This window comes from Mucilaginibacter humi, assembly GCF_013087555.1.
Genome location: NZ_JABFCR010000014.1, coordinates 1 through 26,208, shown reverse-complemented (window position 1 = coordinate 26,208; position 26,208 = coordinate 1). Strand labels below are relative to the sequence as shown.

The following is a 26,208-nucleotide window of genomic DNA, read 5'->3' as shown; positions in this document are numbered from 1 at the left end:
TACGGCTTCTATTTGGTTACGTATGGGCATGGGTTAGTGATTAGTTAATTAGTGATTAGTTGTTAGCGTTGTGCCTGCAACAGTTCGGTGTATTTGCGCTGGTATTCAGCCTCGGTTTTATTAAGGAGGAGTTTGGTGAGCACCCTGTCATAGGGCATGTTTAAGATTTCATCCCACTTGGTGATATCGCCGCCCGATAATGAGTTGACGGTATTTATGTACTTAAATTTTTCGAACGATTGAATGCCCGCCTTTCTCTCCAGAACTGACGGGACCGCAGCCAGTAGTTTGTTTTCGGTTTCGATAAGTTGGGATAGCTCATAAAAAAATGTTTCCCTATGGGCAGCGCCTCCACCACACTCAGATTTTTTACGGTTTCAACAAAAGCATCAACTTTGTATTCGTTGTATTTCTCACCAGTAGCGCGGCAATAAAAGTATTGGGCCAATACCGGCAACAGGCTTTTAACGACGGATTGAACGTTTTCTGCCAATAGTCCTCGCCATGAAGTTGAACATGCTCATTTATCTCTTCGGCAATAATATCCCGCGCTGCCATGAAAGCACCGGCGGGCTCGACTGATAGATTACGAATAACATTAACCTTTACGGTTTTGCCATCAATTTTAAAAGTGACTTTTGACGGAACGTCATTACTGTCATACAGGTATTTTATCTGGTTGGATAATGAAAGTACCGCGTCCCCAAACACATCAAAGTCATGAAAGTTGCTTACATCTTTTAGTTCATCAACGGCTATGCCTGATAAAATACTTATGGCATCCGGGTCACTCAGTTCAGTTTTATCCTGTAGTTGCATCATTTGTCCAAGTGTTACTTCTGTTAACTGTGATGGCATTGTAATGCTAAGTGTCCCGCGGGTAGTTTTTAAGGTCTTTTCTATCATATAATAAAATCGGTAAGGTTATTTTGTGTGGTGATATATTTATGTGGCATGCGCGATCTGGGCTTAGTTAGCGTTTGTTCCCTTAGCTTATTTAAAGCCACGTACCGCAGCGGGTCTATCAAGTGGTTCCGTGTATCAACAGGCTTATTTAAAGGCTTTCCGGCCCTGTCCACCTTCCATTTATACTGCTCTAACTCTTTTTTAAGATTAACGCTTCGCCGGGTTATGTTCCACTTGTAACGCTTCAATATATCTATAGAATTGTTAATACTATCCGCGCCTTTTTTGCTCCTTTAACATACCAGCCCAGTCGGTTCAATTCTTCAATGGATTTTGGCTCCGCGCTGTCGGCAATTATCTCGGTGCCTTTCTTTACACCTGCTGCCGATAGCTTGTTGGCTACATCTTTGTTAGTTAAGCCGGTTTCATAAAATAATTCATCTATCCATAGCTCGCCGTTTTGCTTATACACCTTAATACAGCCTGTCTGGTCGTTAGTAAAACCAAAATCTAACCCAACTGCTATTAATGTGGCATTGTGCGGTATAGCGTCGCAAATAAACCAATTATTGAATACCGTGGCCGGTTACACGGCCGGTAAGGCCGCGTGCGTAAACCTTCCAGCGTGCTACGTCTTCATCTTTAACGCTTTCAATTTTAGCAGCCACGGCTTTTTCAAGGAAGGGGTTATGCCTGTGGTCTGATATAATAAGCTCTACTCCGGGCTTTCCAATCAGGTTATCATGAACCCAAAACTCCGTATTGGGGTTATAATCCAGAAAGATCTTCGTCCGCGTACGCAATGCCAGTTCGGTATAAATATTCCATGTGATACCATTTGCCTCATTAACAAAAAGATAATCACGTTTGCCAGATTTCGCGTCCTGTGCAGAACCATAGCTCTTAAACTCAATAAGTGATCCATTTTGAAATTCAAATATCCTGTCGGTTTTGTTAAAATTCTTAACCAGTTTTTTTAACTGGCTTGAGTTATTGTAAATAGTTAAAGCATCGCGTAGCGCGCCAGCTTTTAGGTTAGGTATGTCTTGCCCAACAACGGTTATCACCTGCTTGGCTTTTTCGCAGGCGAGGCAAAAAGCACCTGCTCTATCGCGTAGGTTTTGCCAGAGCTTGTACCTCCCCTGGTTTATTACAATATGGGCGGTTGAAGCATAGTTGCGCCTAAACAAAACTGATGCTTCGTAATTTTTAGCTGCCATTATTTAATATTATTATAGTTGTACTTCTTTCTCTGACGAGGCTGGTTGCGGCCCGGTTTCCACCAGTTCACTTTGATGGATTTAACCCTGCGTGGTTTTTTAGTTACTGCTTTAGGTTTATCGGTCCAGCCCATGCTTTTTAAGGCGAATATGGCACCGGCAGGAGAGGGGTAGTGTAACCGGCTTTCATAGTAGGCCATTATTCTAAATCGGGCCTGGGTTATTATCAAGCTAAGTCTGCCCCTTTTTTCAAAGTCGTCAAACTGTTCTTTGCTTTTAAAACCTAAATGGAAAGCAAGGCCGGTGATAGTAGGCGGCTGATGATGTTTGCTTTTCGACTTGTCATCGGTTAAGGCTTTAATAAAATACTCCTCAATTAAGCTGTCAAGTATTGCTTTCGACCTGAAATATGGTTGCTTTTTCATACGGTATGTAATCCAGTTGGTTAAATATTGATTACCTTTAGGTTAAATTTTGTTAAATGTTATTTAATGCAACCGCATTGGCATTATCTTCGTATTAGAATTATAAACTCTGTTAAGTCTATGCGTTTTTTACGGTTTATTTTAATGGCCTTAATTTTCCCGGTAGCGATAGTATCCTGCCAGAAAGACCAGCCGGTTGATCTAACTGTAGAAAAAGTTGCCGTGAAAACTGATACCAGTAATACATCGGGTAATTTCCTTGCCGTTAAAGGTTCACTTAACGTAACCCCGGGCGATTCAACTTATACGTTTGATGCTGCTAAAGATTCTATCGCTTTTATTAATGTAAACATCGACAGCAATAAATATTTTGGCATTACGGCTATCAATAAGCAACACACGATGAGCTTCGGTATCAGCTCGCCGGGTTTTGCAGCGCCTGATCTTACAAATACAGTAGCCGGGAGCCAGTTATTGTTTAGTACCGGTAAACAGTCGGTAGAATATACATTAGCACAAACATCAGGGCCCGGCGAATTGAACAAGATCAATCTTGTAAATTACATGCAGGATAGTGTGCTTACTAAGGGTACATTTACTACGGTTATGATGAATAAAGATGGCAAACAAGAGCCATCAACCGTTAAGGGTAGCTTCAACCTCTTTATAAAATAATCAACTTATTTTCCCGGTGATGAACTAACATTACAAAGATACAAATAAATTATGATAAATATGCTATTTGGCATAATATTTACCAAATATTTTCATCAACGGTTTCGGTTTCTACTAATTGGGTTAAAATTGTTTTAACCACTGCATCGCGCGCCCATTGTTGCTCGGTTAGTGAAGCATCTTCCTGGTACCATCTTATCGGTTCGTTTATTTCTATCCGGGTCTTGTACATGAAATTTTTCCCCGGGTGCATTTTTTCGCCTTCGTAGCTGTTTAAATTTTCGGCCATTATTATTTTGGCGAATTGTTTGGTGGTGATGTCAAGTTGCAGACACTCTTCAAGCGAATTTTTAAAATCATGTTTGTCTTCCAGCCAAAGGGTTAGGGTGTCGGCGTTTAGCTCATGATCGGCTACGCTAATGCGGCTATAATCATAGTCAACCGATATGATCATCCACCATAGTTTGTCTTTTAGTTTTTGTGTAATCTTTATCATTTCAAAAGGTTTATTATCCGTTATTGGATAGTTAGTATTGCGTGTAGCTCACCCCAACCCCTCTCCAAAGGAGAGGGGCTTTTACAAGTTTTGCATCGAAGTCCCTCTCCTTTGGAGAGGGATTTAGGAGAGGCTACAGGATAGGCAGGTAGCCACTCGGGGATGTATTTTTGTATGGCAGCTATTTCTTTACTGAATTTGCTGCAGGTAGCTCGGTAGGCTTCAAGCCGGATGCTATGCTGACGGATAGCGGTAGCATGGTTTGCCGGCTTATGCGGGGTTGTATGTTGTATTGCGGAGTAAGCGATATGCATTGGCTTAGGTGTTATATTCTTTAAATTTTATTGTATCGGCATGTGTGGTCGCTTTTTTGATTAAGTGTACACATATATTTGCCACTTTTCTGTTAGTTGCTTTATTTCTTTACTCATAATACTGTATTTTCTTTAGTTTTATTTGGTTTATATTTAATTAAGTATTAGATTAGCTGTGAATTGGAATACAAATATAAAGAAAAATCTTTATTATACTAAAGAAATTAGTAAAAAAGTTTTGCACATTATGGAGTTACCTAAAAAACTAATAAGATTAAAACCGTACGCCCTGAAACACTGGAGTTTATTATTTTGTATAACCAACTGAGAGGCAAGGCGTTTAGCGGTAACGCGCAATTGGCCGAGGTACTTGGGTTTAATTCGCCGGCCTCTATTACCGAGATCATTAAGAGTCGTCAAAATATTGATCCTGAAAAATTCAGGATCTTTAAAGAGAAATATAAAGATTATATTGCGGGTACTGCACATGTCCACACCCCCTGTATCAAAAATAGCCGAGGGGATCCCTATGTATGAAATTACAGCTACCGCGTCGGGCGTTGAAGTGTACAATGATATTAATGATACGCAATCTGTAGGCAGGATGAATTTCCCGGGCATTGAGGATTGTGATTTTGCTTTGCCGGTTTGGGGGCACTCCATGTATCCTTACCTTGAAAATGGTTGTTGGGTAGCTTTAAAGGTTATCCACGATAAAAAAATACTGCCCGGCGAGGTTTATTATATTGAGTGGGGCGATTACCGTATGTATAAACGCCTTTTATTAGGAAACAACGAAGAGGAGGTTATTGCGCATTCTGATAATACTACCGAGATGGTGGGTAATCAGCTTAAATATGCCCCTTTTGTTATTAAGATAGCCGATATTAAAAAAACTTTGTTTAGTTAAGGACATCCACAAAAAGCATAATCATTAATTGATAACCTAAGCGAATTATACAGGGCATTATCTACAAATTGAAAAATATTTTAACCGTAAGTTTTTATTTATACTTTTAAAGAATTATAAACCTGTTAAAATATAATCTATGGACGTAAACGTTTACCTGATTGGCGGCGTAATATTGATACTTGCTATTATTATTCTTAACCATCAAAAACAAAAGAATAAAATGAAAAATTTTCTGGAAGCATCCGGAGATACGAAGCCTGTTTTTTTGATGAAAGCGGTTGAGAAGAAAAAAAAGCGTTAGCCGATATCCTGTATGATGGGGGTATAAAACCACTAACCGGCGCTACCTCGGCCACTAACGGACCTAAAGCCGCCCTTGTAAAAGAACTTGAAAAGCTTGAGAAAGATTATGCAGGTAAAAAGATAGCGCTTCGTACTTATGACGAGCAACTTTTTGATCTTTTACAAAAAGCCAATAAGCTAAAAGTTACTGCATAATATCTTTACAAAGCATACCTATTATATTCTACTTTGCTTATAATTGCATTGTATGGCAGATGAAGGTATATTAAAGCGTATAAAAATTATTGTGAAAGATCATGGCGGCCAGCTTGCGCTTGCAAATGCTATTGGTGTCGACCAGGGTTTTATAAGCAAGGTGATCAATAAGAAGCAGGAGGTAAGCTATTACCTTATCAGTAAGCTTTGTTACCAGTTAAAATATTCGCCCGATTGGTTGATCTTAGGAACCGGCGAAAAAAGCTGAACATGGCCGAATCGCCAAAGCTGATCACTGAGATCCAAATGATGCGTACCGAGCTGGATATCCTGCATGCCCGCATGCGCGCTTTTGAAATGGAAATTAAAGAATTACGCGGGCAAACCAACATGCCGCAAGCGGGTTAGTCTGTACTAATAATGTTAAATAAAGAAGGCCCCCGAATATTTCGGGGGCCTTCTTCGTTATTATAGTATTCTAAAATGTTAGAAGGTATAACGAACTCCAAACTGCATTTGCCATCTTGAAGTGAACAAATCAACAGAGTATGGCGTGCCGGGATCCCGGAACGTATACTTAGGATAAGTTGTTGCGGCGGCACCAAACGCAGGTGTTGTTTTTGCGGTTAAGCCAATGCTTGAAGTGGAGTTAAACGTATTTGCCGAGAAGTAATAGTGTCCCCAGTTTTTGTTTAACAGGTTGGTAAGGTTAATGATATCATAGGTAAATGTTATCATTTGTTTTTTCTTACCATTACCAAATTTAAAATCCTGAGTGAAACGGAAATCCAAATCGTTGTTCCATGGGGTAAATGCTGCGTTACGCTCGGTAAATTGACCGCGGCGGGTTTTCAGGTAACTGTCCTTATCAATAAAGGCATCAAAAGCGGCTGCTTGCGCTGCTGCTGTAGCACCACCGGCTATATCAGTAAAGAAGTTTGCAGTTTCGCCAACTTTAGGAACATAAACTAAACTAACCTGCTGACCTGTTGAACCAATAGCAGTAGGGAAAACGCCATAGGTGTACGGGTTACCAGATTGCGCGCTAAAGAAGAAAGTAAAGTTTGCCGTTAAATTACCTGCTGCATCCCAGTTATGACGGAAGTTAACGTTTGATACGATACGGTGACGGATATCAAAGTTTGAATTAGCTAAGCCAGATTGTTTGGATTTAAAGCCTGGTTTAACTGCCAGTTTGATTCCATTGAGTTACGGATACCATTGGTGACGTCTTTTGAATGACCGTAAGTATAAGCCACGTTAGCGCTAAAGCCGCTGGTCCAAACTTTACCAATTTGAGCGGTAATGCTGTAACGGTAACCTTGGTCGGTATTTGATAACTCGTAAGCGTTGGTATATAACGGGTTGATCTTGGTGTTGTTAAATATTGGTTGTTTGTGCTCTGTATCGTATGGATAGTAAGTAACAACATCGGCAATATTAACATGTTTAAACTCAAGATCTTTGATAACTTTAGTATAAATGCCTTCTAAAGTAAATTTCCACTGGTCTGGTGTAGTATAGTCAACAGCAAGGCTGTTTCTCCATACTTGCGGCATTTTAAAGTTATTGTCGATCAAATCTGCCTGAGTTGAAAGTGCAGGATCGTTAACATTAAAACCACGAGCTTGCACATAAGCCGCGCCGCCTGTGGCCGGAGCTTGTAATACAGTTACACCTGCCGGAGGGGTACGGTTATCATACGCGCCATAAGTAACACCATTGTTATAAAATGCATAACCTAACCAGGCAAAAGGGATACGGCCTGTAAATAGCCCACTACCACCACGTAAAATAACGCTTTGGTCACCATTAATATCATAGTTAAATGATACGCGTGGGTTTATCTCCACATTGTCTAAGAATTTGTTGGTAATATCCTTTGGTTTGGTATAAGTGTAAGTAGTGCCATAGTTAGGATCAACCGGGGCGCCCGAAGTTTTTGTGCTTAACGGCTGTTTGGTTGGCACACCTGCATAATCAAAACGAATACCTGCCGTCAGCTTAAAGTTATCAGTTACCCGGATCTCGTCCTCGGCCATAAAGGCTTAACAGGTTAACTTTAAATTTAGCTGACGGATTAGCTAAGATATAGTCCCTGCTATTGTTGGTATAGTTATAGTTTGCACGTACACGTGATGGATTATCGGCTAAAAAATCTGCGACAGATTTAAACGCGTCGCGTCCGTTCCGTGCGTTAACAAAGTTGTAAGTGATGTCATAAAACTCATTGTGGGTACCAAATGTAAAAGTGTTGTTTTTGGTTGTCCGTGTTAAGTTGTCTGTAAACTCGGTAGTTTTTTGGTGCATGTCAAATATGGCAGCCTCGCGGTCTGTACCAACAAATATGGTAGTACCAGTGTACGGCCATTAATCTCGATTTGAGGTAATGCAGGGTTTGAGTTAGGATCGCGATAATCATGAACGTTTGAATAGCCAAATAATAAGCTGTTGCTAACGTTGTTTGAAAATTTAGACTTTAACTCGGCAACTGTCGAACTTGAGTTATTATGCGATGTATAATCAATACCGCCAAAACGGAAGTTTTGCTGATCGCGCTCGTGGTTGGTAGCTTTTGATGAAATGGTATTGTTACGTATAGTTAACTGGTTGTTATCGTTGATGTTCCAGTCTAAGCGGTTAAAAAATTTGTTTGAATTACTAAAGATAGTAGTGTTATCATAAGTGCCCGCATCAAAACCGGCCGCTGCAAATTTTGCAGAAATGGCTTGTGCGTCAGCAAGGGTAAGTATGCTTTGTGATCCTGCAGTACCTGCACCGGCAATAACCGGGTCAACACGGCGGGCAAATTCCTCGCTGGTAAAGAAGAATAATTTGTTTTTGATCAATGGGAAACCTACGCGGAAACCTGTGTTAAGATCATGAAACGCTGATGGCAGTTTAGAGCCATCACCGCCTGAAGTAGCCGGTGCATTGTTTGGGCCTACCATAAATGCGCCGCGGCCGTAACCGTATATAGAGCCGGTAACATCGTTAGTGCCGCTGCGGGTAACCGCGTTAATACTACCGCCTAATACGTTACCAATTTTAATATCATACGGAGCAACGTAAACTTGTATATCCTGTATCGCGTCTAATGATACCGGGCTGGTGCGTGTACTACTGCCTACCCGGCCTGATGCATTGCTTTGTCCGCCTAATGACGGGCTAAAGCCGATCGCGTCGTTATTAATAGCACCGTCTAACGTTACGTTATTGTAACGGTAGTTAGTACCGAACGAGTTGTTATTGCTTTGTGGCGTATTGCGGGTTAAATCCTGCAAACTGCGGTTAATACTTGGCTGGTTTCTGATCTGCGCTGCGGTAATGCGGGTGCTGGCGCCTGTTTTTGAAGGGCCGCTATTAGCACGTACTTTAACCTCGCTTAAAGCTACAGCGCTTTCTATCAGCATAAAATTAATAGTGGCGTTACCTAGTTGCAGCGTTACATCGGTACGCTCGTCTTTATTATAACCTACGTAAGTAGCGGTAATAGTATAGGGGCCACCCGGGTTCATGTTTTGGATGTTGTACCTTCCATCAGCGTTGGTTTGGCTTGCATACTTGGTGCCGGTGCTGTTATTTAAAACAGTTATACTAACTCCGTGCATAGAAACACCTTTTTGATCTGTAACCTTACCGGTTAAAACCGATGTGGTTATCTGCGCGTTTGCAACGCCCAGTAATAGAAAGGATAAGAGGATTAAGTAAATCTTTTCATGTGTGAATTTTTATGCCACAAAGGTCTACTTGTTATATTAAGGAAATGTTAATAAGAAATGAAGTTTGACTCGTTTTATTAACAATAAGTACTTATTAAATGATATTCTAATCTTGTTTTAATCTAAAATTAAGTTATAATATATATAACCCATTTTACGCGCTAATCTATATCAGTAAAGTAAAAATGGTTTAATAGTAAATCGCTTACATTGGTCTTTATTATTTCAGGACGGGACATTAACCAAAAAAAAGGCCCGCATTATAGCGGGCCTTTTTTTTAAGAAATGATTTTGGGATATTATCTTCCGAATGAAGTCCGGGCAGCTTTTGTCCAGTCATTAGCAGGGTCAATAGCACCTACATAAGTTACTTTAGTAAAGAAAGCATCACTTAAAGCAGTTGCACTAAATGAAGCACCTGTTAAAGCAGGAGAACCAGCTTTAGGCAATAAGTTTGGTGCCTGATTGTTAAACGGATCGGTTAAACCAATGTCAGTTGCTACTGCATATGATTTTGAACCATCACGTCCTTCAACCAAAGTTTTTAAACCTGCCGCATTTAATAAAGCAGTGTTTATTAATTTTGCTGGGTCAACATTGTAATTAGCACCGTATGATTGCAATAAGCTGTTTTTGAAGCCGCTTACACCATCGATATAAAATTGTGCAGTAACGTCATTGTCTATATCCATACCAGCTTTTTGGCCGCCCATTACTATTGAGTTAGCCAGGATAAATTTGCTGCCTCTTCTCCAACGCATACCGTAACCATAATCGGTTGAAGTACCGGTTGCATTGTTGGGGCCAATTGCTGTAAAATTTGACAGTGTAGGGAAGGTAACAGGAGTTGAAAGGTAACCTTTAGCATCTGTAGTATTATCTACTTCAAAGTTATTTGAGATGTCGCCGGTTGTACCTTTATTATCGGTAAAAGCCGGGTCTTTGATTGATACCGCAAATTGGATTTTACCATGATATCCATCATCCATGTCAAAATCATCATCAGCGCTGTTGTAAGCAATCAGGTATTTAGCATTAAACGCACCGCCAAAAAATTCGAAAGCATCATCTAAGCCACGGATTACTTCAATGTGGTCAACTGTAGTACCGCTACCAACAGTGTACATACTCAAACCGTTTACCTCATCACCGGGTTAACCGCTTTGCCACCGTATTCAATACGTACATATTGTAATACACCTGAATTATCGGCGTCGTTAGTGCCACCAAATAATTGGTGAGCAACGTCAACACCACCTTCAAGTACAGCGTGATTACCATTACCGGTAGCTAATCCTACTAAAACCACACCACCGAAATCGCCGGGTTGTTTGTTGGTTTCGGCAGAAGTAAAGACAATAGGTTTGTCTGCAGTACCGGCAGCATTAATTTTTGCGCCTTTATAGATGATTAAAACACCTGCTGAATCTTTATTGCTGGTGATTTTGGTTCCCGGGTCAATGGTTAAAGTCGCACCACTTTCAACATAAACATAACCACGTAAACGATAGGTGTTGCCTGCTGTCCAGTGTGTATCTTTGGTAATAGAACCCCTAACATCAAATTTAGTGTTCGTGTTGACTATAATATCGTCGTTCTTGTTTTTCTTGCAGGAAACAATCCCTAACAGGGCTGCAAAACCTAATAAATAAATACTTTTTTCATTTTATCGTTTGTTTAATATAAAAGCGAAAATAGGGCCCTAATGTTAACAGGAATTAAACTCGATGTTATCAAATAGGGCCTTTTATGTTAATGGATTTTACTTGGCTAAACCGAAGTTATATCTGAACGACAGCACTGCTGACGTACCGGTATAACGATTTTGTATGATCTTGTCTTCGCCTGCGTTGTAAACTGTTCTGTTAGCATTACCATAGTTAAAGTAATAGGCTGACGTTTGCGCTAAAAGATCTGACAATGTCAGTTTCAGTTCAGCACGTGTAGTTAATTTTTTGCTGATCTGGAAATCAATTACATCGCGTGGCTTTTCGTAAGTATCCACGCTTCCCTGCACACCACGGTATTTCAGTCGTTCACCAATACGGTTATAAAGCACATTAAAAGAAAAATCGCCTTTATTGTTAGTATAATATAAGCCTGAATTTATTAGGTAAGGAGACTGGCCTTGCAATGGCGTAGATGCCGAATAAGGCTGATTATTGATATCTCTCAATGTTACTTTAGCGTTAATATAAGATGCATTTACATAAAATGTAAAGTTTTTAAAGATCGAGCCGTCGCTTATAAAGTTTAAATTTTTCCTTAGCTCAAATTCTACGCCGATGTCTTTTGCGCTTACCGCGTTCTGGTATGAAAGCTGATCGTTATCCAGTTGGATCTGTTCAATAGGATCAACGAATTTTTTATAGAAACCAGATACGGATAAAACTTCACCGCCTGAAGGGAAATATTCAAAACGGATATCTGCGTTGTTGCTGGTACTTCTTCTTAATAAAGGATTACCGATGATGGTATAGTTGCTTTGGTAATCAAAATACCTGAAATCCGCCAATTCTCTGAATTCGGGACGATTTACCGCGTCGAAAAATGAGGCGCGAAGGTTAATTTTCTCTGTCAGGTTATAAGTCAGGTTAGCCGATGGTAAAATATCTGTATTGTCCAGGTTTACTTCTTTTTCCCGGGGGCGTCCAGTACTTGGTTGTATTTCTCAACACGTGCTCCCCAGCTCAGGTGAAGCTTATCCGAGAATTTGTTATCCAGCATCAAATAACTTGCGCCCAAATCAGCTGTACCATCATAATTTGTGGAGCTTTGATCAAGTTTATTCAGTACCAGTCCATTTGTTTTAATGCTCTCAGGGCTGAAAATATTGTCGTTGGTGATGCCGTTAGCAAAAGCTACAGACCGGTTACCAAAACCGTTGGCGTCAGTATAACCCAATGCATCTATGGTGAAGCTACGGTCACGGTGATTTACTAATCCTCCGGCCTTTAATTTTTGAGACTGGCCCAGCCATTTAAAAGGATAGGTAATATCTGCATTTCCGCCATAAATGTTTTCAGTTAACGAAGAATAAACACGGCCCAGGTCATTTGGCTTAGGGCTATTTTGGCTCGATAAAGAAATATATTCCGGTTGATTTGCCGGGGTATAAATTGTTACGATCCGTTGATCAGGTTGATTGCGGTAGGATAAACCATAAGAAAGGTTCCAGTCGATTATGATATTTCTGGCGCCAATATTATGTTTACCTTCTAAAACCGAAGAGTATAACCCGTTTTGAGTGGTTTCTATGGAATAACCACGATATGAGGTTGGGGTTTGGGTGCCATAAATCAACCCGTTGCTGGTTTGCTCGTAATCAATGGTAAAGTCATTATTGTACAGGTTCCTGAAAGCGATCTTGCTTTTACCGAATATGTAAGCTACGTTTAATAAGCCACCTAAACGTTTCGCGTTTGCGAAGTCATTGCGGTCATAGGTATAATTAGGTGTTGTCAGGCCTGCACTTCCGGGGTTGTAACCGATACGATTACCTTCAGTAACATTATGTGAAGTAGTATAATTTAAGCTGAAATTGTAACCTAAGCGATTATCATTTTTCAGCGTTTTTGAATTACCGGTTGTAAACTGGAAGCCAATATTAGGCAAACTTGTTTTACCCGTCTCAACACTATAGTTGTTAGGAAACTTTTGAGTAATAGCCAGCTTTTGGTCGTCCGGCAGGTTGGTATAGGATTTGGTCCGGTTCGCGTAAGCGTTCGGCAAATCGCGTGACCCGTCATCGAAACCCGTGAAGTCATAGCTGCCATGTGGCTGCGGACTAATAAAGTTATTTTTAAAAGTAGTTTTTGAATTGTAGCCTGCGTTTACTGATACATCAAGTATGCGGCTGTCAGGAATATCGCGGGTATTGGTTTTGATCAAACCGCCTGAAAAATCGCCTGGTAAGTCAGGAGAGCCGGATTTGTAAATTACGATATTGTCAATTAAGCTTGAAGGGATAATGTCAAATGCGAAGGCTTTTTTATCAGGCTCAGAGCTTGGTAACTGTGCATTGTTTAACAGGTTACTATTATAACGCTCAGACAGACCACGTACAATAACAAATTTTCCGTCCTGTATGCTGGTCCCGCTTACGCGTTTCAGCACATCGCTGGTGTTACGATCCGGCGACTTTTTGATAATATCGGCAGAAATACCGTCAGATATCTGCACGCTGTTTTTTTGCTGCGCATAAAGTGCTGAAACCGATTCCCTGCGGAAGCTTCCGGTGATCTTCACTTCCTTTAGTGCCGTGCCTCCGCTTTCGTTTAAAGCGGCATCCAGCGTTGTCACTTCGCCCGATTTAACTTCTACCTCAGAAATTTCCTTGGTCTGATAGCCAATATAACTGATCAATAGCGTATATTTTCCCGGTGCTACTCCCGTTAACAAATAACGGCCTTCAACGTTGGTTGCTGTGGCTTTCGCTGCGCCCTGAATTGAAACGGTTGAGCCAATTAGTGTTTCGCCTGTTTTCTTATCTAAAATCTTACCGGCAATCCTCCCCGGCGTTTGTGCGTAGCTAAGCGTGTTTGCAAGAAATACAATTAAAAAGCTAATGGATGAGGTTAATGTGCTGATATTTTTTTTCACGTGAAAATATTTTTTCTGCAAAAATATCGTGCGCATGTTAACCCAATGTTACCGTAATAATAAGTCACGTTTAGTAATTCACCGCTTTTAAACACTGTTTTAATTTGAACTTAAAGTTTTTCTCAAATTGAAAATCAATGGCTTATTATGGCAACATCAGCCTAAATAAATTCGTAAATAAGATATATTTATGCTTAACTTTAATAACCAATAAACTTTAATGAAACACTTTCTTAAAGTTGTCTTTATATTATCTCTTATACTTACCCAGACTGATACTTATAGCCAGGATAAGGCTAAGAAAGTATGTTTTGAATTTTACGACGGTGTAATAAATATGGAATTCGATAATAGCACTTCCATCAACGTTCCGACATCGCTTACTGCCCGGAAGTAAAAGGTTTCTACATCACAATTAATTCATCAACATATCAACCCATTATTGATAGCCTGCTAAAATTCAAAGAGCGGCACGGTTTAAATGACTGGCTGTATTACCAGCTTATTCGTAAAACTGCCGAACAGGTAAGCCCCAAGGCCGCCAACTACAGCCGGTACACTCTGTATAAATGGTTTCTGATGGTAAAGTCGGGTTATGATGCCAGGCTTGCGCTTGCAGGCGACAGGATTATTTTTACATCCTTAATGATGAGGATGTTTCTGACATTCCTTTCTTTATGGTTGATGGTAAAAAATACATGACCTTGAATTATCACGATTATGTTAAACTGGACCTGCATAAAGATGTGCCTGTACCGGTTAAAATAGCAGTACCGGGGGCGGATAAGGCCTTTTCTTATAAAGTGACCAAGATGCCTGATTTTAAACCCGACAGTTATATTAGCAAGCTATTGAATTTTAGTTATCATAACCGCGAGTATTATTTTGAGGTGAAATTAAATACTGATGTAGAAGCCATATTTACTAATTATCCGGTTGTAGATTATGAATCTTATTTTAATATTCCGCTCACTAAGGAAACCTATAATTCTTTAATACCCCTGCTTAAGAAAAACGTTAGCGGGATGAACGAAAAAAAGGGGATTGACTATTTGATGCGGTTTTGCCGTAATGCTTTTTTATATGAGGATGATGAACAGAATTTTGGGAAAGAGAAACGATTGTCTCCCGAAGAGACACTGTTTGCAAAATATAGCGACTGTGATGATAGGGCCGCATTGTTTTTTTGCCTGGTGAAAGAAATTTATAACATGCCCATGATTGTATTACTATACCCAACGCATATAAATGTTGCGGTAAAGTTTAGTAAACCCGTTGGTGCACGCATAGTTTACAATGGAAAGGTATATTCAGAATGCGAACCAACCCCACAGTTAGAAGATCTGCGTGTGGGCCGGGTAGCTGCTAAATTAAAAAATGTGCCGTATAAGGTTGTTTATCAATATGAACCTGGTAATAAATAATATTTGTTTTTCCCTGCTGACATAGGGCTGTCATTAGCCCGTGGTTTCTTTGTATCAACAAACAACATAAAACCATAAAGCTATGTCAATCATCAAATTATTATTAAAGGAAGTTGAGCAGGAAGCTCAAATAACCCGTAACATGTTAAGCATTGTGCCAAACGATAAATACGACTGGCAGCCACACCCAAAAAGCATGAGCCTGCAAAAGCTTACTAACCACATTGCCGAGTTACCCGGCTGGTTAACAATGGCGGTTACTACCGATGGATTGGATTTTGCAGCTAATCCATACGAACCGACTTTTCATAACAATACAGCCGATGTATTGGATGTATTTGAGAACCAGCTGGCAGATGGTCGCGCGAACCTTGAAAGCACGAGTGAAGACGAATTAAGCAAGCCATGGACTTTACGTAACGGCGACCATATTCTATCAGCTATGACTAAATATGAAACTATCCGTATGACGTTGGCCCAAATCATTCACCACCGCGCACAATTGGGCGTTTATCTGCGCTTATTAAATGTTGCTATCCCCGGCAGCTACGGCCCAAGTGCTGATGAGTTGGAGAAGATGGCGCAGTTTGCATCATAGCAAGATATTGCGGTGAATAAATTAGCTATTCGCCGCATTTTTGCGGTGAATTAAGTAATATGCGGTGAATATTTTATATATTTACCGCATATTTGCGGCGAATATGTATATTCATCAATTAAATGGCTGGCCTGTTTTTACCTGGAATGATAAACAGCTAAGTCACAGGTTAAGCCAAATCAGGTATGGGCAGGGTAAAATACTTGGCCAAATGAATATGGTAGGCTTCACTTTAAAAGAAGAAACCATTTTACAAACCTTGACGCTGGACATTACAAAATCAAGCGAGATAGAAGGCGATATGCTGGACCCCGAATTGGTAAGGTCGTCAGTAGCAAAACATTTGGGTATTGACATCGGCGGTTTAGCACCCACTAATCGCCATATAGAAGGTGTTGTTGAAATGATGCTTGATGCTACCCAAAAGTATAATGAGCCTTTATCTAAAGATAGATTATACAGTTGGCAGTCGGCGCTATTTCCAACCGGAAGAAGCGGGTTATCAAAAATAAATGTAGGGCAGTGGCGTGATGGTAAGAAAGGCCTGATGCAGGTAGTATCAGGCGCGGCAGGAAAAGAAAAGATACATTTCGAAGCTCCTCCAGCCCTCGTTGTAGACGAAGAAATAGCCAGGTTTTTAACTTGGTTTGAGTCTAATCAACAATTGGATCCGGTGCTTAAGGCGGCGATAGCCCATTTATGGTTTGTTACCATCCACCCATTTGAAGATGGAAATGGAAGAATAACCCGTGCCATAACAGATATGCAGTTGGCACGTGCCGATGGTACCGGACAAAGATTTTATAGTATGTCGGCGCAGATTCAAAAGGAAAGGAATGCTTATTACAATGCTTTGGAGGTTGCTCAAAAAGGAACACTCGATATCACCAATTGGTTGGTATGGTTTCTTGACTGCCTTAACAGGGCAATGAATAGCACTGACAGTATACTGGCTAAAATAAATACCAAGGCCCGGTTTTGGGATGCCCACAGACACACAGTATTAAACATGCGGCAACAAAAATGCTGGAAGCAACGCTTGATGACTTTTATGGTAAACTTAACGTATCAAAATGGGCCAAAATGAATAATTGTTCAACAGACACGGCACTTCGGGATATCCAGGATCTGATAAATAAAGGTATCCTTCAAAAGACGAAGCCGGTGGCCGAAGCACAAGTTATAAACTTAAGGCGTTAGGTTGATCTATATCCCCAATACCTGTTTCAACTTTACATAGCCGGTTTTGCTTACCGGTACTTTAGCGCCCGATTTTAAGATGGCCAGGTGGCTGTCTTTTTCGTAAGGGTCTATACGGGTTATTTCCTGTACGGCTACTATGTAGCTGCGGTGCACGCGTACAAACTGGCGGGCATCCAACGTTTGTTCAAAGAAACTCATGGTCTTGTTTTTAAGGTATGAGCCTTCCGGGTAAATACGCTTACATAATCATCATCGGCCTGCAGGTACTGCACATCAGCCACCGGAATGATCTTTACCTTGGTGCCGGTTTTTACCACAATACGCTCATGCTGCGCCGGGGATGCCGATGCGGTTTCAAGCAGGTTATCCTGTTGTTTAGGAGTAGACACGGTAGCGGGGGCTTGCGCCAAAAACTTTTCAATTGCTTTATTAAAACGCTCTTTGCTAAATGGTTTTAGCAGATAATCAGTAGCGTGTGCTTCGAATGCTTTTATGGCGTACTCATCAAAAGCGGTGGTGAATATTACGGCTGGCTGCTCATCAACCAGTTCCAGCATTTCAAAGCCGTTTATCTTGGGCATCTGCACGTCCAGAAAAATCAGGTCGGGCTGGTGCTGTTGTATGGCTTTAAGGCCCTCAAAGCCGTCGCCGCATTCCTGCAAAACTTCAATCTGCGGGAAACCCATTAAATATTCTCTAACAACCATACGGGCCAAAGGCTCATCGTCAATTAATAAAGCACGTATCATTTACTGTGGTATTTTAATAATGGTTGTAAATATATTATCATTTGCGTGAGTTTCCATCAAATCATTACGTGCAAAAAGCAAATATAATCGGCGTTGTACACCACTAAGGCCAAAACCGGTGCCACGGGCGTGGGCGCGATGTCTTCGGGTCATACGGATTTTGTACGATCAGCTCCAAATAATTACCCTCTAATTCGCCGCGGATGCTTACCACAACATCTTCGGTAGTATCATATAAACCAAATTTAATAGCGTTCTCAACCAATGGCTGCAACAGCATGGCAGGCATAATACTTTCGCCGCATTGCGGGTCGCAGCTTATCTCGGTTTTAAGGCGATGCCCAAAACGAACTTTTTCAATCTCCGGTACAAGTTAAGGTGTTGCAGTTCCTCGTTTAAAGTAACCTGCAGTTGGTCATCCTTCTTTAGTGTCCCGCGTAAGAAGTCTGATAATTGATGGATCATCTTACGCGCTTCCTCAGGCTTAAAGCCAATCAGCGCGTTTATAGAGTTTAAGCTGTTAAATAAAAAGTGGGGTTGTAGTTGCTGGCGCAGATTATAAAGTTCTGCATCGCGGGCCAATTGTTCCGCCTCGGCTTTGCGCCTTTCGTTTTCTTTCTGATCAATCTGCGAGTACCATATCATACTGATCATGGCCATCCAACCTACCGCCAAAAAATCTGTAAAGAACCGTATGACTAATGATTGTGCCATGAAGTTGGCATACACCGCGTCTTTATTTATAAATGGCAGTATATATCGTGCGCCGGCAGTACAGGCGGCAGCCGGGCCACGCACCATATCAATATGTTCATGTAGCTGCCTTTGCCGGGTTGGTAATAGCGCAGGTTATTATTTATTAACCAGCAAGCAGCGGCAAGCAATATAGAGCTTACTATTGCATCAGTTAACGCGGTGAACCATAAAAATCCAAAACCGTTGATAATGTAAGCCTGCAAGCCTGCCCACGCAAGTCCGCAGGCTAACATTGCCCAACGTAATTTTTGAAAAGTTAAATTTTGCGGTACCGCCAAAACGTTTAAAGTTTAAGTTGATTAAAATTCTTAGTAACTGCGTATATCTACACCTGCAAATATGGATACACCTTTAAGTACCAATACTTTGGTGTTATCTAACGGTGCAGTGGTGCGTACGCGTTTATCATCAAAGCCTGCAAAAACAGATGCCATGTCTGACACAATGGTCCAGTGCGATGGAACTACCATTTTTACACCACCAAACACTTGCGTTACTTCTACGTAAACCCGGCCATTAATGTCGGCCGGGTTAAATCAAGCTCGGCGCCGCCAAATATGTTTACCACCTCGCCGCCCCGGAAGTTTTTAGAGTAGATGGTTTTTTAACACTGCCAAAAATAGATAGCGCATCTAAATGCTCATCACCGGTAAATCTTGTACCTTGTTGGCTTGATGAGGTTGATTGATCCTCTTCGGTACCGCCAACAGTATAATCTACTATAGGATCGTTAGGGTTTATGGCATTAGGGTTGTTAAAGTTGTATTTACCGGCATCCCATTTGCGTTTCCATTCTTTTTTATCCCAATAATCGTGAGGGTGGGTATTGCGTCTTAATATAAAATATATACCGAAAGCTATAAGTGCTACTGGCCAAAAGAAAGCGCCTGCATCAAAACTTGGTATAATTTTATCTAATAAAAAGTAACCGCCAATTATTACCATAATAAGCCATGAGCTATTGCGGAAGTTATGTTTGCCACCCATATAAAGCCCCCATACTATTAACCACATTGGCCAGCTAAATAACCAGCTAACGGGGTTTAACAAGTCAAACTGTTTTAATAGTAATGATGCGCCAATTACCAGCAAAATTACGCCGGCTATTACTTTGCCCCGGGTTGGGCTTTGGTGTTGTGTATTTATATCGTTGTTATCCATGATGTCTAATTTTAAATCTTACTCAAAAGTAAGGCACTAATATAGCCACCCAAAACTAAATCTGGCCAATATCCTTAAAGAACTCGGTAAATGGGGGTATTGTCGGTGAAAAGTTGTGGCGGTTGCCTGCTTGTATTTACAAGTACCTAAAAAACCGCCGTATATGGTGATTTTGGCATATTAAACCTAGGCGATATGTACAATAAACCAATGTTGTCGATATAGTTAAAATAGACCTCGGGCAGGGGTTGTTAAATGTGCCGTGGTTTGTGGCGAGTAAATAACTATATTTTCCTCCCTTTTATACCCGAAGCACATCCATAAAAATAACTTAGGTATTGGATGTCAAATCCGTTTTCTTCGAATATAGATTTAACCATCTTTGAGTTTTTAAAGCGTTCCGTATATCTTCCAAGCATAGCATACGTTTCGGCTTTCCCCCAAAAAAGCGTACCTAAAATTGGTATAATATTTTTTAAGTAAAAAAGGTAAAAAAGCTCAGTATTGGGTTAGCAGGAACTGATATATCTATCATAGAAATATGTCCCCCGGTTTTAAAATCCGATTTATTTCAATTGATAATTTTTGTAGTTGTTGGTTTGAAAAAGTCTTGATTCCAAAACCGCAAATTACTGCGTTTACTGAACTGTCACTAATTGAAGAATTAAAAACATCCTCACATAAAATTTGAATATTTTCTCCACGTAATTTGTCTTTCCTTGCTTTGGCATGTTGGATCATACCTTCTGAAAAATCCAACGCGATTATTTTGCCTGTTTGCCCAATTTGGTTTAAAGAAAACTCCCAACATTCACCCATGCCTGTCAGTATATCAGCAACCACATCACCTTCAGATAAAGTAACTTCATTAACAAATTGTTTTCTCCATCTTTTGCTAAATCCAAACGAAGTTATGTAATTAACCCTGTCATAAGTTTTGCTCATGTCATTGAACAAATTTTTGACAAAAGCGGTATCGTAAATCCTGTTATCTACTGATTGATTATATTCTTCCACAAATTACTTTCAGCGTATAATTTAATAATATCATTTCTACGTATAAGTAATTTTTTTAAGTAGAAAGTGAGGACTAATATATTAAATAAATTGCCAATAAGCCCGTAGGGCGACTCATAATAAAACTCATCTGTCATGGTGGTTTTACTATCGGCAAATTTAAAAACATGAGTGTGCTTAATGCTTTTGAAAGGGCCGCTTATCATTTCATCCGTAAATGAATAATGGGGATGAAACTCTGTTATCTTACTTGTTAAAGTTTGATAAATGCCAAAGTGCTTCGCTCTCCAGGTTACAAATTCTCCTGCAGAGATTAAGCCTGACGTTTTTCCTGCAATTGCTTGTTCATTTGTATTGGCAGTAGAGATTTATAAAGATCTATACTCCGGAAAGATCAAAGCACAAGTTTGCCGGTGCATTAATTACGGTTATTAGTTTAATGCATGGCATAATATATCTACACCTCAGGCTCCTGCTGGCTCAAACAATGAAAACTGCCCAATCCCCAAATGATATCGGTAGAATCTATGCCCACAACTTTCCTATCCGGAAAACAGCCTTGCAGTACCTCTAAAGCCTTATCATCTTGAGCGCAACGATAGGTAGGTACAACCACGGCCGCATTGCCTATGTAAAAGTTGGCGTATGATGCCGGCAGGCGCTGATCGTCATATATAACCGGGTCGGGCATAGGCAACTCCACTATGTTAAGCTGTTTGCCGTTTAACAGGCGCATGGTTTTTAGTTCGGCCAGGTTTTCCTGCAGGATGTGGTAGTTCTCGTCAGCTTTGTTTTCTTCAATAACAGTTACAACAGTATCCTCATTTACAAAGCGGGTAATATCGTCAATATGGCCGTCGGTATCGTCGCCAACAATGCCATCGCCAACCCATAAAATCTGTTCGGCACCGTAATAGTTATACAGGTATTCTTCTATTTGCTGCTGGTTTAAATGGGGGTTGCGGTTAGGGTTAAGCAGGCAGGCCCTTGAGGTTAAAATAGTGCCCGCGCCATTAAAATCAACCGAGCCACCTTCCATCACAATACCCGGATGGAAAACGTCTATGCCATAGTGTTGTCCAATTTTGGTAGGGATAACATCATCCGGGTCAAACGGTGGGTACTTGCCTCCCGGGCATTATAACCCCAGTCGACAATAGCTTTTTGTTTGGTGGTGGGGTTTATTAAAAACGCCGGTCCATGATCGCGGCACCAGGCATCGTTGGTCCCAAATTCAAAAAACTCAACTTTAGTAAGGTCAGTACCAATCAGCATTAACTGCTGTTTGGCAAAGGCTGCCATCAACTCATCTTTTACATTTATCCGTACCAGTTCACCTTCGGTCAAAACCTTGATAAACTCGCAATATTTAGGGTAGATGGTGGGTAACTTACCCGGCCATGATTCTTCCTTATGCGGCCAGCTTAGCCAGGTAGCCTTGTGTTTAGCCCATTCGGCAGGGAAGTAAAATCCGGCTTTGGCCGGATTGTCCATAGTCGATAGTCCATGGTCCATAGTTATAGCGTGTTTCTTAAAGCGGTGATCATTTTTGTTAAAGTCTGATATTCATCGTAAAGTTTATTGAAATCAGAGTCGTTGATAATTTTTCTTTTACGACCGATAAAAAGGCAAGAGACTACTTCAATACCTGACCTAAGAGCATATCCTAAAAAAGTTTTAAAAACAGGATTTGTTTGTCCTGTACATTCTTCAGCAATGTTTAATACCACAGAATCTGCCGCTCGTTTAATTTGCGAACTTAAAACATAAAGTTCATCCTTAGGGAATTTTTTTGTTAGTTGGTCTATCTCATCAGATAAATCTAATGCTCGTTGCCATACCTGAAGGCTCTCGAATTTAAATGCCATGTCTATATTTACTATGGTCTATCGACTATGGTCCATGGACTAACTAATCTTCGTCGATTAATCTTTTTGTTATAGGTTGGTACGAGTCTATACGGCGGTCACGTAAAAACGGCCAGTGGGTACGGTAATAATCGGTTTTGTTCAGGTCTAACTCCTGTACAATTACTTCCTCGTTGTTATGGCTGGTTTGGTGGATCACGGTACCAAACGGATTGGCAAAGAACGATCCTCCCCAAAACTGTACGCCGGCTTCTTCGCCTACACGGTTAACGCTAACCACGTGTACGCCATTAGCAACGGCGTGCGAGCGCTGAATTGTTTGCCGGCGTTATATTGCTCAATGTTGGTAGCTTCGTCCTGTGTTGTTGCCCAGCCAATGGCGGTAGGATAGAATAATATTTCGGCACCCATTAAAGCGGTAATGCGTGCAGCTTCAGGGTACCATTGGTCCCAGCAAATTAACACACCTATAGTAGCAAATTTGGTTTTGAAAACCTTGTAGCCCAAATCGCCGGGGGTGAAGTAAAACTTCTCGTAAAAACCCGGATCGTCAGGGATATGCATTTTGCGGTACTTGCCTAAGTACGAGCCATCCGCATCTATTACCGCGGTGGTATTATGATACAGGCCCTGCGCGCGTTTCTCAAATAAAGAAGCTACGATAACCACGCCCAAATCGGCAGCAACTTTTGATAGCTCGTCGGTTGACGGACCCGGAATGGCCTCGGCCAATTGGAAATTATCATGATCTTCCACATCGCAAAAATAAAGCGATGTAAAAAGTTCCTGCAGGCAAACAATTTGCGCGCCTTTGGCGGCAGCTTCTTTAACCTTTACAATGGCTTTCTGTAAATTTTCGTGCTTATTAGCTGTGCAGCTCATCTGCACTATGCCTACCTGTACTTTACTCATTCCCCTAAAAATTTGTGCAAAGGTAACAAATAGTGATTAGTGATTGGTGATTAGAGATCAGGAATTTCCAGATTAAATAGTCACCGGTTTCTAATAATTAATGTAACAATATATCAGCAACACTTAGTGTTTAACATTTCTTAACCAATCAACCTCTAATCACTATTTAACTAAATCATTACATTTGCAGCCAATGACAGAAATAGATAAAAGCATTATTGAAGAGGTTGAAGAGGAAGTTAACCCTAAAACCTTAAAACAAAAGCTTTGGAACATTGCCAAAACGATTTTGAAATTCGCGGTGACTACCGTGCTGTTGTATTTCGTTTTCAGGCGCGTACCTTTTGCAGATGTTAAATATCGGATGATTCACGCAAATTACTGGTGGATGCTGGCAGCGCTGGTAAGTTTCTTTATTTCAATCGTAGTATCGGCATGGCGTTTATCAAGCTTTTTTAAGTCGATAAATTTACGGCTCGATGCTAAATTTAACTTCCGTTTATACCTGTTGGGCTTATTTTATAACTTCCTGCTTCCGGGTGGTATTGGCGGCGATGGCTATAAGATTTACATCCTTAATAAAAACTATAAGCTACCCGGCCGGAAAGTTTTTTTGCAATATTATTTGACAGGCTTAGCGGCCTTTGGGCCATCGGACTGATAACCGTAGGATTGATATCTCTAATCCCGCAAATTGATATCCATATCGGTATCCCGTTAGGTATTTTCATAGCAGCATCGGCAGTATATTACTTTGTGGCTTACAAGTTTTTTAGGGAATATACGCGTTACTTTTTTGCGGGCCATGCAAAGGCGGTTATAGTGCAGGGTTTCCAGGTAATGGCTATCGTATTTATATTGTTGGGCCAGGATTTTGCTGGTAAATTCTCGCCATATCTATTATCATTTTTGATATCAGCCTTAGCTACCATTATACCTATTAGTATAGGTGGGGCAGGCATCCGCGAAACGGTATTTACGCAACTAACCAAAGTATTCCCGATGGATAGTACCACGGCGGTTTTCTTGCCGGGATCTTTTTACGTTATATCGCTATTGGTTGCTTTATTGGGCATTTACTATGTGATAAGGCCAAGTCGTTTACAGGAAGGCTTACCTAAAGGCGAGATAGCCGAGGATGACAATAATGAAAAAGAATAGATCATGAATATTGTTATAACAGGTGCAAGCAGCGGGGTAGGGTTTGAGGCGGTTATAGAACTGATCTTATCGGGTAAGCATAAGGTCATCGCTTTAGCACGCTCACAGGATAAACTGACCCGTCTTGCCGAGATCTGCGCCGGGCTTAATCCGGATGCTATCTTGTATCCCATAGCTTTTGATATCGTCCATGACGATTATGATGGCTTGCAGCAATTCATCGCCACCAATTTTGATAGCAATATTGATGTCCTTGTAAACAATGCCGGGGTGCTTATTAATAAACCCTTTGCCGAACTGGTGGAAACCGACTTTGTAGAAATGCTGCAAAGCAACTTTATAGGCCATGTGCGCATTATCCAAAGCCTGCAACAATTTATGCCTGCCGGATCCCATATTTTAAATATAGGCAGTATGGGTGGTTACCGGGGTAGTTCTAAATTTGTTGGGCTATCAGCCTATTCGGCAAGTAAAGCGGCCCTACACACGCTTACTGAGTGTTTAGCGCAGGAATTTACCGGGCAAGGTATAAAAGTAAATTGCCCGGCTTTAGGCTCTGCACAAACCGAAATGTTGGAGAAAGCCTTCCCGGGATATGAATCGCCGGTACCGGCTTTCGAGATGGGTAAATACATCGCCGATTTTGCCCTGATTGGCCACAAGTTTTATAACGGAAAAGTTTTACCGGTAGCTGCAACAACACCTTAAGGTGTTGCCAAGCTATCTGCATTTGTATCGTCTATTAACTTTTTAACTTCCGGCAAGCTCCTAACACGGTTATTAATACCATTTACAATATTTAACGGTAACTTCACTGTAAGGTCTACTCCGTTTTTATCAACTATTGTAAACGATTTTGCCGAAAATTTAAAATTCTTTCTTTCGTCGATTTTTAAGTCATACCACTTCTTAACAGCATCAAGGTAAGCGGTAGTATCATTAGCAGACAATAAAGTATCTACCGTCGGCACGTCTTCATACGCGCTTTTAGCATCGTTAAATTTGTCTTTGTGAGTTGTCACCACATATTTTTGGGTTGGTACATTTTTGTTGGTTGAAGTATTCACCGATGATGGGTTGTTATTGCATCCTGCAATCACTGCTATAGCAGCAAAGAATAAAATTTTTTTCATGTGATAAAGTTTAATATGGTTTAGATACTCGTGTAAATAGATTAGTGATATTTATTGTCCGTCCGCTTAGGGACAGAACAGTTAAACTATCGGATATTCCAGGTTTATTTTTTTTTATAGCAACATAATAATAGCTATTATGCCGCTAAACTGGCCTGCCCAAAAAATAAACATCCATTTAATTACATCAACTTTTGTCTCATTAATTTCTTTACGAACTAACGTTAGATCATCTTTAGTAGCTAATGTCTGGATAGTATTTTCCACAGATCGTTCTGTTTTATTATCGATGTATTTAAACATGGCCTCGGTAGTGTCATTACCTAATTTATCAGATAACAACTGGTATAGCCGGGCGGTTTCTTTTGCCTCTAAATACATAACAAATATAGTGATAAGGTTTAGGTTTAATAATGATAAGGTTTAGGTTTTTATATCATTATATTTCTTTAATT

General features: G+C 40.6%; 35 protein-coding genes and 4 pseudogenes. 12 read left to right on the top strand and 27 right to left on the bottom strand.

What is annotated here, in order from left to right:
* Positions 1-369: 369 nt before the first annotated feature.
* From HK413_RS04445 to HK413_RS04425, 5 genes are all read right to left on the bottom strand, one after another.
* Positions 370-906, bottom strand: a complete 537-nt coding sequence (locus HK413_RS04445) for a hypothetical protein (protein WP_175269280.1) — start codon at positions 904-906, stop codon at positions 370-372.
* Positions 903-1,154 carry a hypothetical protein gene (locus HK413_RS04440; protein WP_175269279.1) on the bottom strand — a complete coding sequence of 84 codons (252 nt, stop codon included), beginning with the start codon at positions 1,152-1,154 and terminating at the stop codon, positions 903-905. The genes HK413_RS04445 and HK413_RS04440 overlap by 4 nt, the downstream gene beginning before the upstream one ends.
* Before the next feature lie 5 nt (positions 1,155-1,159).
* Complete coding sequence (locus HK413_RS04435) at positions 1,160-1,378, bottom strand: hypothetical protein (protein WP_175269278.1); 219 nt, start codon at positions 1,376-1,378, stop codon at positions 1,160-1,162.
* A gap of 94 nt (positions 1,379-1,472) precedes the next feature.
* The gene (locus tag HK413_RS04430) at positions 1,473-2,126 is read right to left on the bottom strand and encodes a phage terminase large subunit (RefSeq protein WP_175269277.1); all 654 of its coding nucleotides are present in this window, start codon (positions 2,124-2,126) and stop codon (positions 1,473-1,475) included.
* Positions 2,126-2,551, bottom strand: a complete 426-nt coding sequence (locus tag HK413_RS04425; protein WP_175269276.1) for a terminase small subunit — start codon at positions 2,549-2,551, stop codon at positions 2,126-2,128. The genes HK413_RS04430 and HK413_RS04425 overlap by 1 nt, the downstream gene beginning before the upstream one ends.
* A 120-nt stretch (positions 2,552-2,671) precedes the next feature.
* Between HK413_RS04425 and HK413_RS04420 the strand changes: the two genes are divergently transcribed.
* The gene (locus HK413_RS04420; RefSeq protein WP_217452063.1) at positions 2,672-3,226 is read left to right on the top strand and encodes a hypothetical protein; all 555 of its coding nucleotides are present in this window, start codon (positions 2,672-2,674) and stop codon (positions 3,224-3,226) included.
* Between the two features lie 79 nt (positions 3,227-3,305).
* Here the strand turns inward: HK413_RS04420 and HK413_RS04415 are convergent, their stop codons facing one another.
* On the bottom strand, positions 3,306-3,722 hold the full coding sequence (locus HK413_RS04415; RefSeq protein WP_175269274.1) for a hypothetical protein: 417 nt from the start codon (positions 3,720-3,722) through the stop codon (positions 3,306-3,308).
* 626 nt (positions 3,723-4,348) lie between these two features.
* Here HK413_RS04415 and HK413_RS04410 point away from each other — a divergent pair.
* The 5 genes from HK413_RS04410 to HK413_RS04390 all read left to right on the top strand — a co-directional run bounded on the left by HK413_RS04410 (position 4,349) and on the right by HK413_RS04390 (position 5,855).
* Complete coding sequence (locus HK413_RS04410; protein WP_175269273.1) at positions 4,349-4,573, top strand: hypothetical protein; 225 nt, start codon at positions 4,349-4,351, stop codon at positions 4,571-4,573.
* A complete protein-coding gene (locus tag HK413_RS04405) occupies positions 4,566-4,946 on the top strand; it encodes a S24 family peptidase (RefSeq protein ID WP_175269272.1) in 381 nt (126 codons plus the stop codon). The genes HK413_RS04410 and HK413_RS04405 overlap by 8 nt, the downstream gene beginning before the upstream one ends.
* 139 nt (positions 4,947-5,085) lie before the next feature.
* Entirely contained in the window at positions 5,086-5,250 is a 165-nt protein-coding gene (locus tag HK413_RS04400; protein ID WP_175269271.1) for a hypothetical protein, read from the top strand.
* A gap of 249 nt (positions 5,251-5,499) precedes the next feature.
* The gene (locus tag HK413_RS04395) at positions 5,500-5,715 is read left to right on the top strand and encodes a helix-turn-helix domain-containing protein (protein WP_175269270.1); all 216 of its coding nucleotides are present in this window, start codon (positions 5,500-5,502) and stop codon (positions 5,713-5,715) included.
* Between the two features lie 2 nt (positions 5,716-5,717).
* Entirely contained in the window at positions 5,718-5,855 is a 138-nt protein-coding gene (locus HK413_RS04390) for a hypothetical protein (RefSeq protein WP_175269269.1), read from the top strand.
* 78 nt (positions 5,856-5,933) lie between these two features.
* Here the strand turns inward: HK413_RS04390 and HK413_RS16705 are convergent, their stop codons facing one another.
* The 8 genes from HK413_RS16705 to HK413_RS04365 form a co-directional block, all read right to left on the bottom strand.
* On the bottom strand, positions 5,934-6,239 hold the full coding sequence (locus tag HK413_RS16705; protein WP_246229759.1) for a hypothetical protein: 306 nt from the start codon (positions 6,237-6,239) through the stop codon (positions 5,934-5,936).
* Between the two features lie 359 nt (positions 6,240-6,598).
* Positions 6,599-7,489, bottom strand: a complete 891-nt coding sequence (locus tag HK413_RS16700) for a hypothetical protein (RefSeq protein ID WP_246229757.1) — start codon at positions 7,487-7,489, stop codon at positions 6,599-6,601.
* The gene (locus tag HK413_RS16695) at positions 7,461-7,757 is read right to left on the bottom strand and encodes a hypothetical protein (RefSeq protein WP_246229755.1); all 297 of its coding nucleotides are present in this window, start codon (positions 7,755-7,757) and stop codon (positions 7,461-7,463) included. Before HK413_RS16695 ends, HK413_RS16700 begins: the two co-directional genes overlap by 29 nt.
* Positions 7,721-9,058 (bottom strand): TonB-dependent receptor, encoded by a 1,338-nt coding sequence (locus HK413_RS16690; RefSeq protein WP_246229753.1) that lies wholly within the window; start codon positions 9,056-9,058, stop codon positions 7,721-7,723. Before HK413_RS16690 ends, HK413_RS16695 begins: the two co-directional genes overlap by 37 nt.
* Before the next feature lie 410 nt (positions 9,059-9,468).
* Entirely contained in the window at positions 9,469-10,302 is an 834-nt protein-coding gene (locus HK413_RS04380) for a hypothetical protein (protein WP_175269268.1), read from the bottom strand.
* A 5-nt stretch (positions 10,303-10,307) separates the two neighbouring features.
* Positions 10,308-10,478: a hypothetical protein gene (locus HK413_RS04375; RefSeq protein ID WP_175269267.1), complete on the bottom strand. Its 171-nt coding sequence runs from the start codon at positions 10,476-10,478 to the stop codon at positions 10,308-10,310.
* A 453-nt stretch (positions 10,479-10,931) separates the two neighbouring features.
* Complete coding sequence (locus tag HK413_RS04370; protein ID WP_217452066.1) at positions 10,932-11,795, bottom strand: TonB-dependent receptor domain-containing protein; 864 nt, start codon at positions 11,793-11,795, stop codon at positions 10,932-10,934.
* 2 nt (positions 11,796-11,797) lie between these two features.
* Positions 11,798-13,771: a TonB-dependent receptor gene (locus HK413_RS04365; protein WP_175269266.1), complete on the bottom strand. Its 1,974-nt coding sequence runs from the start codon at positions 13,769-13,771 to the stop codon at positions 11,798-11,800.
* Between the two features lie 677 nt (positions 13,772-14,448).
* Between HK413_RS04365 and HK413_RS16685 the strand changes: the two genes are divergently transcribed.
* The 3 genes from HK413_RS16685 to HK413_RS04350 all read left to right on the top strand — a co-directional run bounded on the left by HK413_RS16685 (position 14,449) and on the right by HK413_RS04350 (position 16,880).
* Complete coding sequence (locus HK413_RS16685) at positions 14,449-15,195, top strand: hypothetical protein (RefSeq protein ID WP_246229749.1); 747 nt, start codon at positions 14,449-14,451, stop codon at positions 15,193-15,195.
* Positions 15,196-15,277: 82 nt separating this feature from the next.
* The gene (locus HK413_RS04355) at positions 15,278-15,793 is read left to right on the top strand and encodes a DinB family protein (RefSeq protein ID WP_175269265.1); all 516 of its coding nucleotides are present in this window, start codon (positions 15,278-15,280) and stop codon (positions 15,791-15,793) included.
* Positions 15,794-15,896: 103 nt separating this feature from the next.
* A complete protein-coding gene (locus HK413_RS04350) occupies positions 15,897-16,880 on the top strand; it encodes a Fic family protein (protein WP_246229747.1) in 984 nt (327 codons plus the stop codon).
* 119 nt (positions 16,881-16,999) lie between these two features.
* On the opposite strand, the pseudogene HK413_RS04345 reads toward HK413_RS04350, so the two are convergent.
* From HK413_RS04345 to HK413_RS04305, 11 genes and pseudogenes are all read right to left on the bottom strand, one after another.
* Positions 17,000-17,745, bottom strand: a pseudogene (locus HK413_RS04345) (LytR/AlgR family response regulator transcription factor).
* Positions 17,746-17,848: 103 nt separating this feature from the next.
* Positions 17,849-18,034 (bottom strand): hypothetical protein, encoded by a 186-nt coding sequence (locus tag HK413_RS16680; RefSeq protein ID WP_246229745.1) that lies wholly within the window; start codon positions 18,032-18,034, stop codon positions 17,849-17,851.
* A 29-nt stretch (positions 18,035-18,063) separates the two neighbouring features.
* A complete protein-coding gene (locus HK413_RS16675; RefSeq protein WP_246229744.1) occupies positions 18,064-18,546 on the bottom strand; it encodes a sensor histidine kinase in 483 nt (160 codons plus the stop codon).
* The gene (locus HK413_RS16670) at positions 18,486-18,779 is read right to left on the bottom strand and encodes a hypothetical protein (RefSeq protein ID WP_246229742.1); all 294 of its coding nucleotides are present in this window, start codon (positions 18,777-18,779) and stop codon (positions 18,486-18,488) included. The genes HK413_RS16675 and HK413_RS16670 overlap by 61 nt, the downstream gene beginning before the upstream one ends.
* 30 nt (positions 18,780-18,809) lie before the next feature.
* Positions 18,810-18,989: a hypothetical protein gene (locus tag HK413_RS04335; RefSeq protein WP_175269264.1), complete on the bottom strand. Its 180-nt coding sequence runs from the start codon at positions 18,987-18,989 to the stop codon at positions 18,810-18,812.
* 73 nt (positions 18,990-19,062) lie between these two features.
* The gene (locus tag HK413_RS04330; RefSeq protein WP_175269263.1) at positions 19,063-19,662 is read right to left on the bottom strand and encodes a LiaF transmembrane domain-containing protein; all 600 of its coding nucleotides are present in this window, start codon (positions 19,660-19,662) and stop codon (positions 19,063-19,065) included.
* Between the two features lie 284 nt (positions 19,663-19,946).
* A pseudogene (locus HK413_RS21970) lies at positions 19,947-20,144 on the bottom strand (class I SAM-dependent methyltransferase); the annotation flags it as partial.
* A gap of 49 nt (positions 20,145-20,193) precedes the next feature.
* Positions 20,194-20,679: a class I SAM-dependent methyltransferase gene (locus HK413_RS19335; RefSeq protein ID WP_175269262.1), complete on the bottom strand. Its 486-nt coding sequence runs from the start codon at positions 20,677-20,679 to the stop codon at positions 20,194-20,196.
* Positions 20,680-21,136: 457 nt separating this feature from the next.
* A pseudogene (locus HK413_RS04315) lies at positions 21,137-22,194 on the bottom strand (agmatine deiminase family protein).
* A 2-nt stretch (positions 22,195-22,196) separates the two neighbouring features.
* On the bottom strand, positions 22,197-22,547 hold the full coding sequence (locus tag HK413_RS04310) for a four helix bundle protein (RefSeq protein WP_175269261.1): 351 nt from the start codon (positions 22,545-22,547) through the stop codon (positions 22,197-22,199).
* 43 nt (positions 22,548-22,590) lie between these two features.
* Positions 22,591-23,459 (bottom strand): annotated as a pseudogene (locus HK413_RS04305) (carbon-nitrogen hydrolase).
* A gap of 193 nt (positions 23,460-23,652) precedes the next feature.
* Between HK413_RS04305 and HK413_RS04300 the strand changes: the two are divergent.
* From HK413_RS04300 to HK413_RS04290, 3 genes are read left to right on the top strand one after another with little or no spacing between them, the layout of a single operon-like run.
* Positions 23,653-24,120 carry a lysylphosphatidylglycerol synthase transmembrane domain-containing protein gene (locus HK413_RS04300; RefSeq protein ID WP_175269260.1) on the top strand — a complete coding sequence of 156 codons (468 nt, stop codon included), beginning with the start codon at positions 23,653-23,655 and terminating at the stop codon, positions 24,118-24,120.
* Positions 24,121-24,131: 11 nt separating this feature from the next.
* Positions 24,132-24,620, top strand: a complete 489-nt coding sequence (locus HK413_RS04295) for a lysylphosphatidylglycerol synthase transmembrane domain-containing protein (protein WP_175269259.1) — start codon at positions 24,132-24,134, stop codon at positions 24,618-24,620.
* A gap of 3 nt (positions 24,621-24,623) precedes the next feature.
* Positions 24,624-25,328 (top strand): SDR family NAD(P)-dependent oxidoreductase, encoded by a 705-nt coding sequence (locus HK413_RS04290; protein WP_175269258.1) that lies wholly within the window; start codon positions 24,624-24,626, stop codon positions 25,326-25,328.
* On the opposite strand, the gene HK413_RS04285 is transcribed toward HK413_RS04290, so the two are convergent.
* A complete protein-coding gene (locus HK413_RS04285; RefSeq protein ID WP_175269257.1) occupies positions 25,325-25,753 on the bottom strand; it encodes a hypothetical protein in 429 nt (142 codons plus the stop codon). The genes HK413_RS04290 and HK413_RS04285 overlap by 4 nt on opposite strands.
* Positions 25,754-25,867: 114 nt before the next feature.
* The gene (locus tag HK413_RS04280) at positions 25,868-26,134 is read right to left on the bottom strand and encodes a hypothetical protein (protein ID WP_175269256.1); all 267 of its coding nucleotides are present in this window, start codon (positions 26,132-26,134) and stop codon (positions 25,868-25,870) included.
* Between the last annotated feature and the right edge of the window lie 74 nt (positions 26,135-26,208).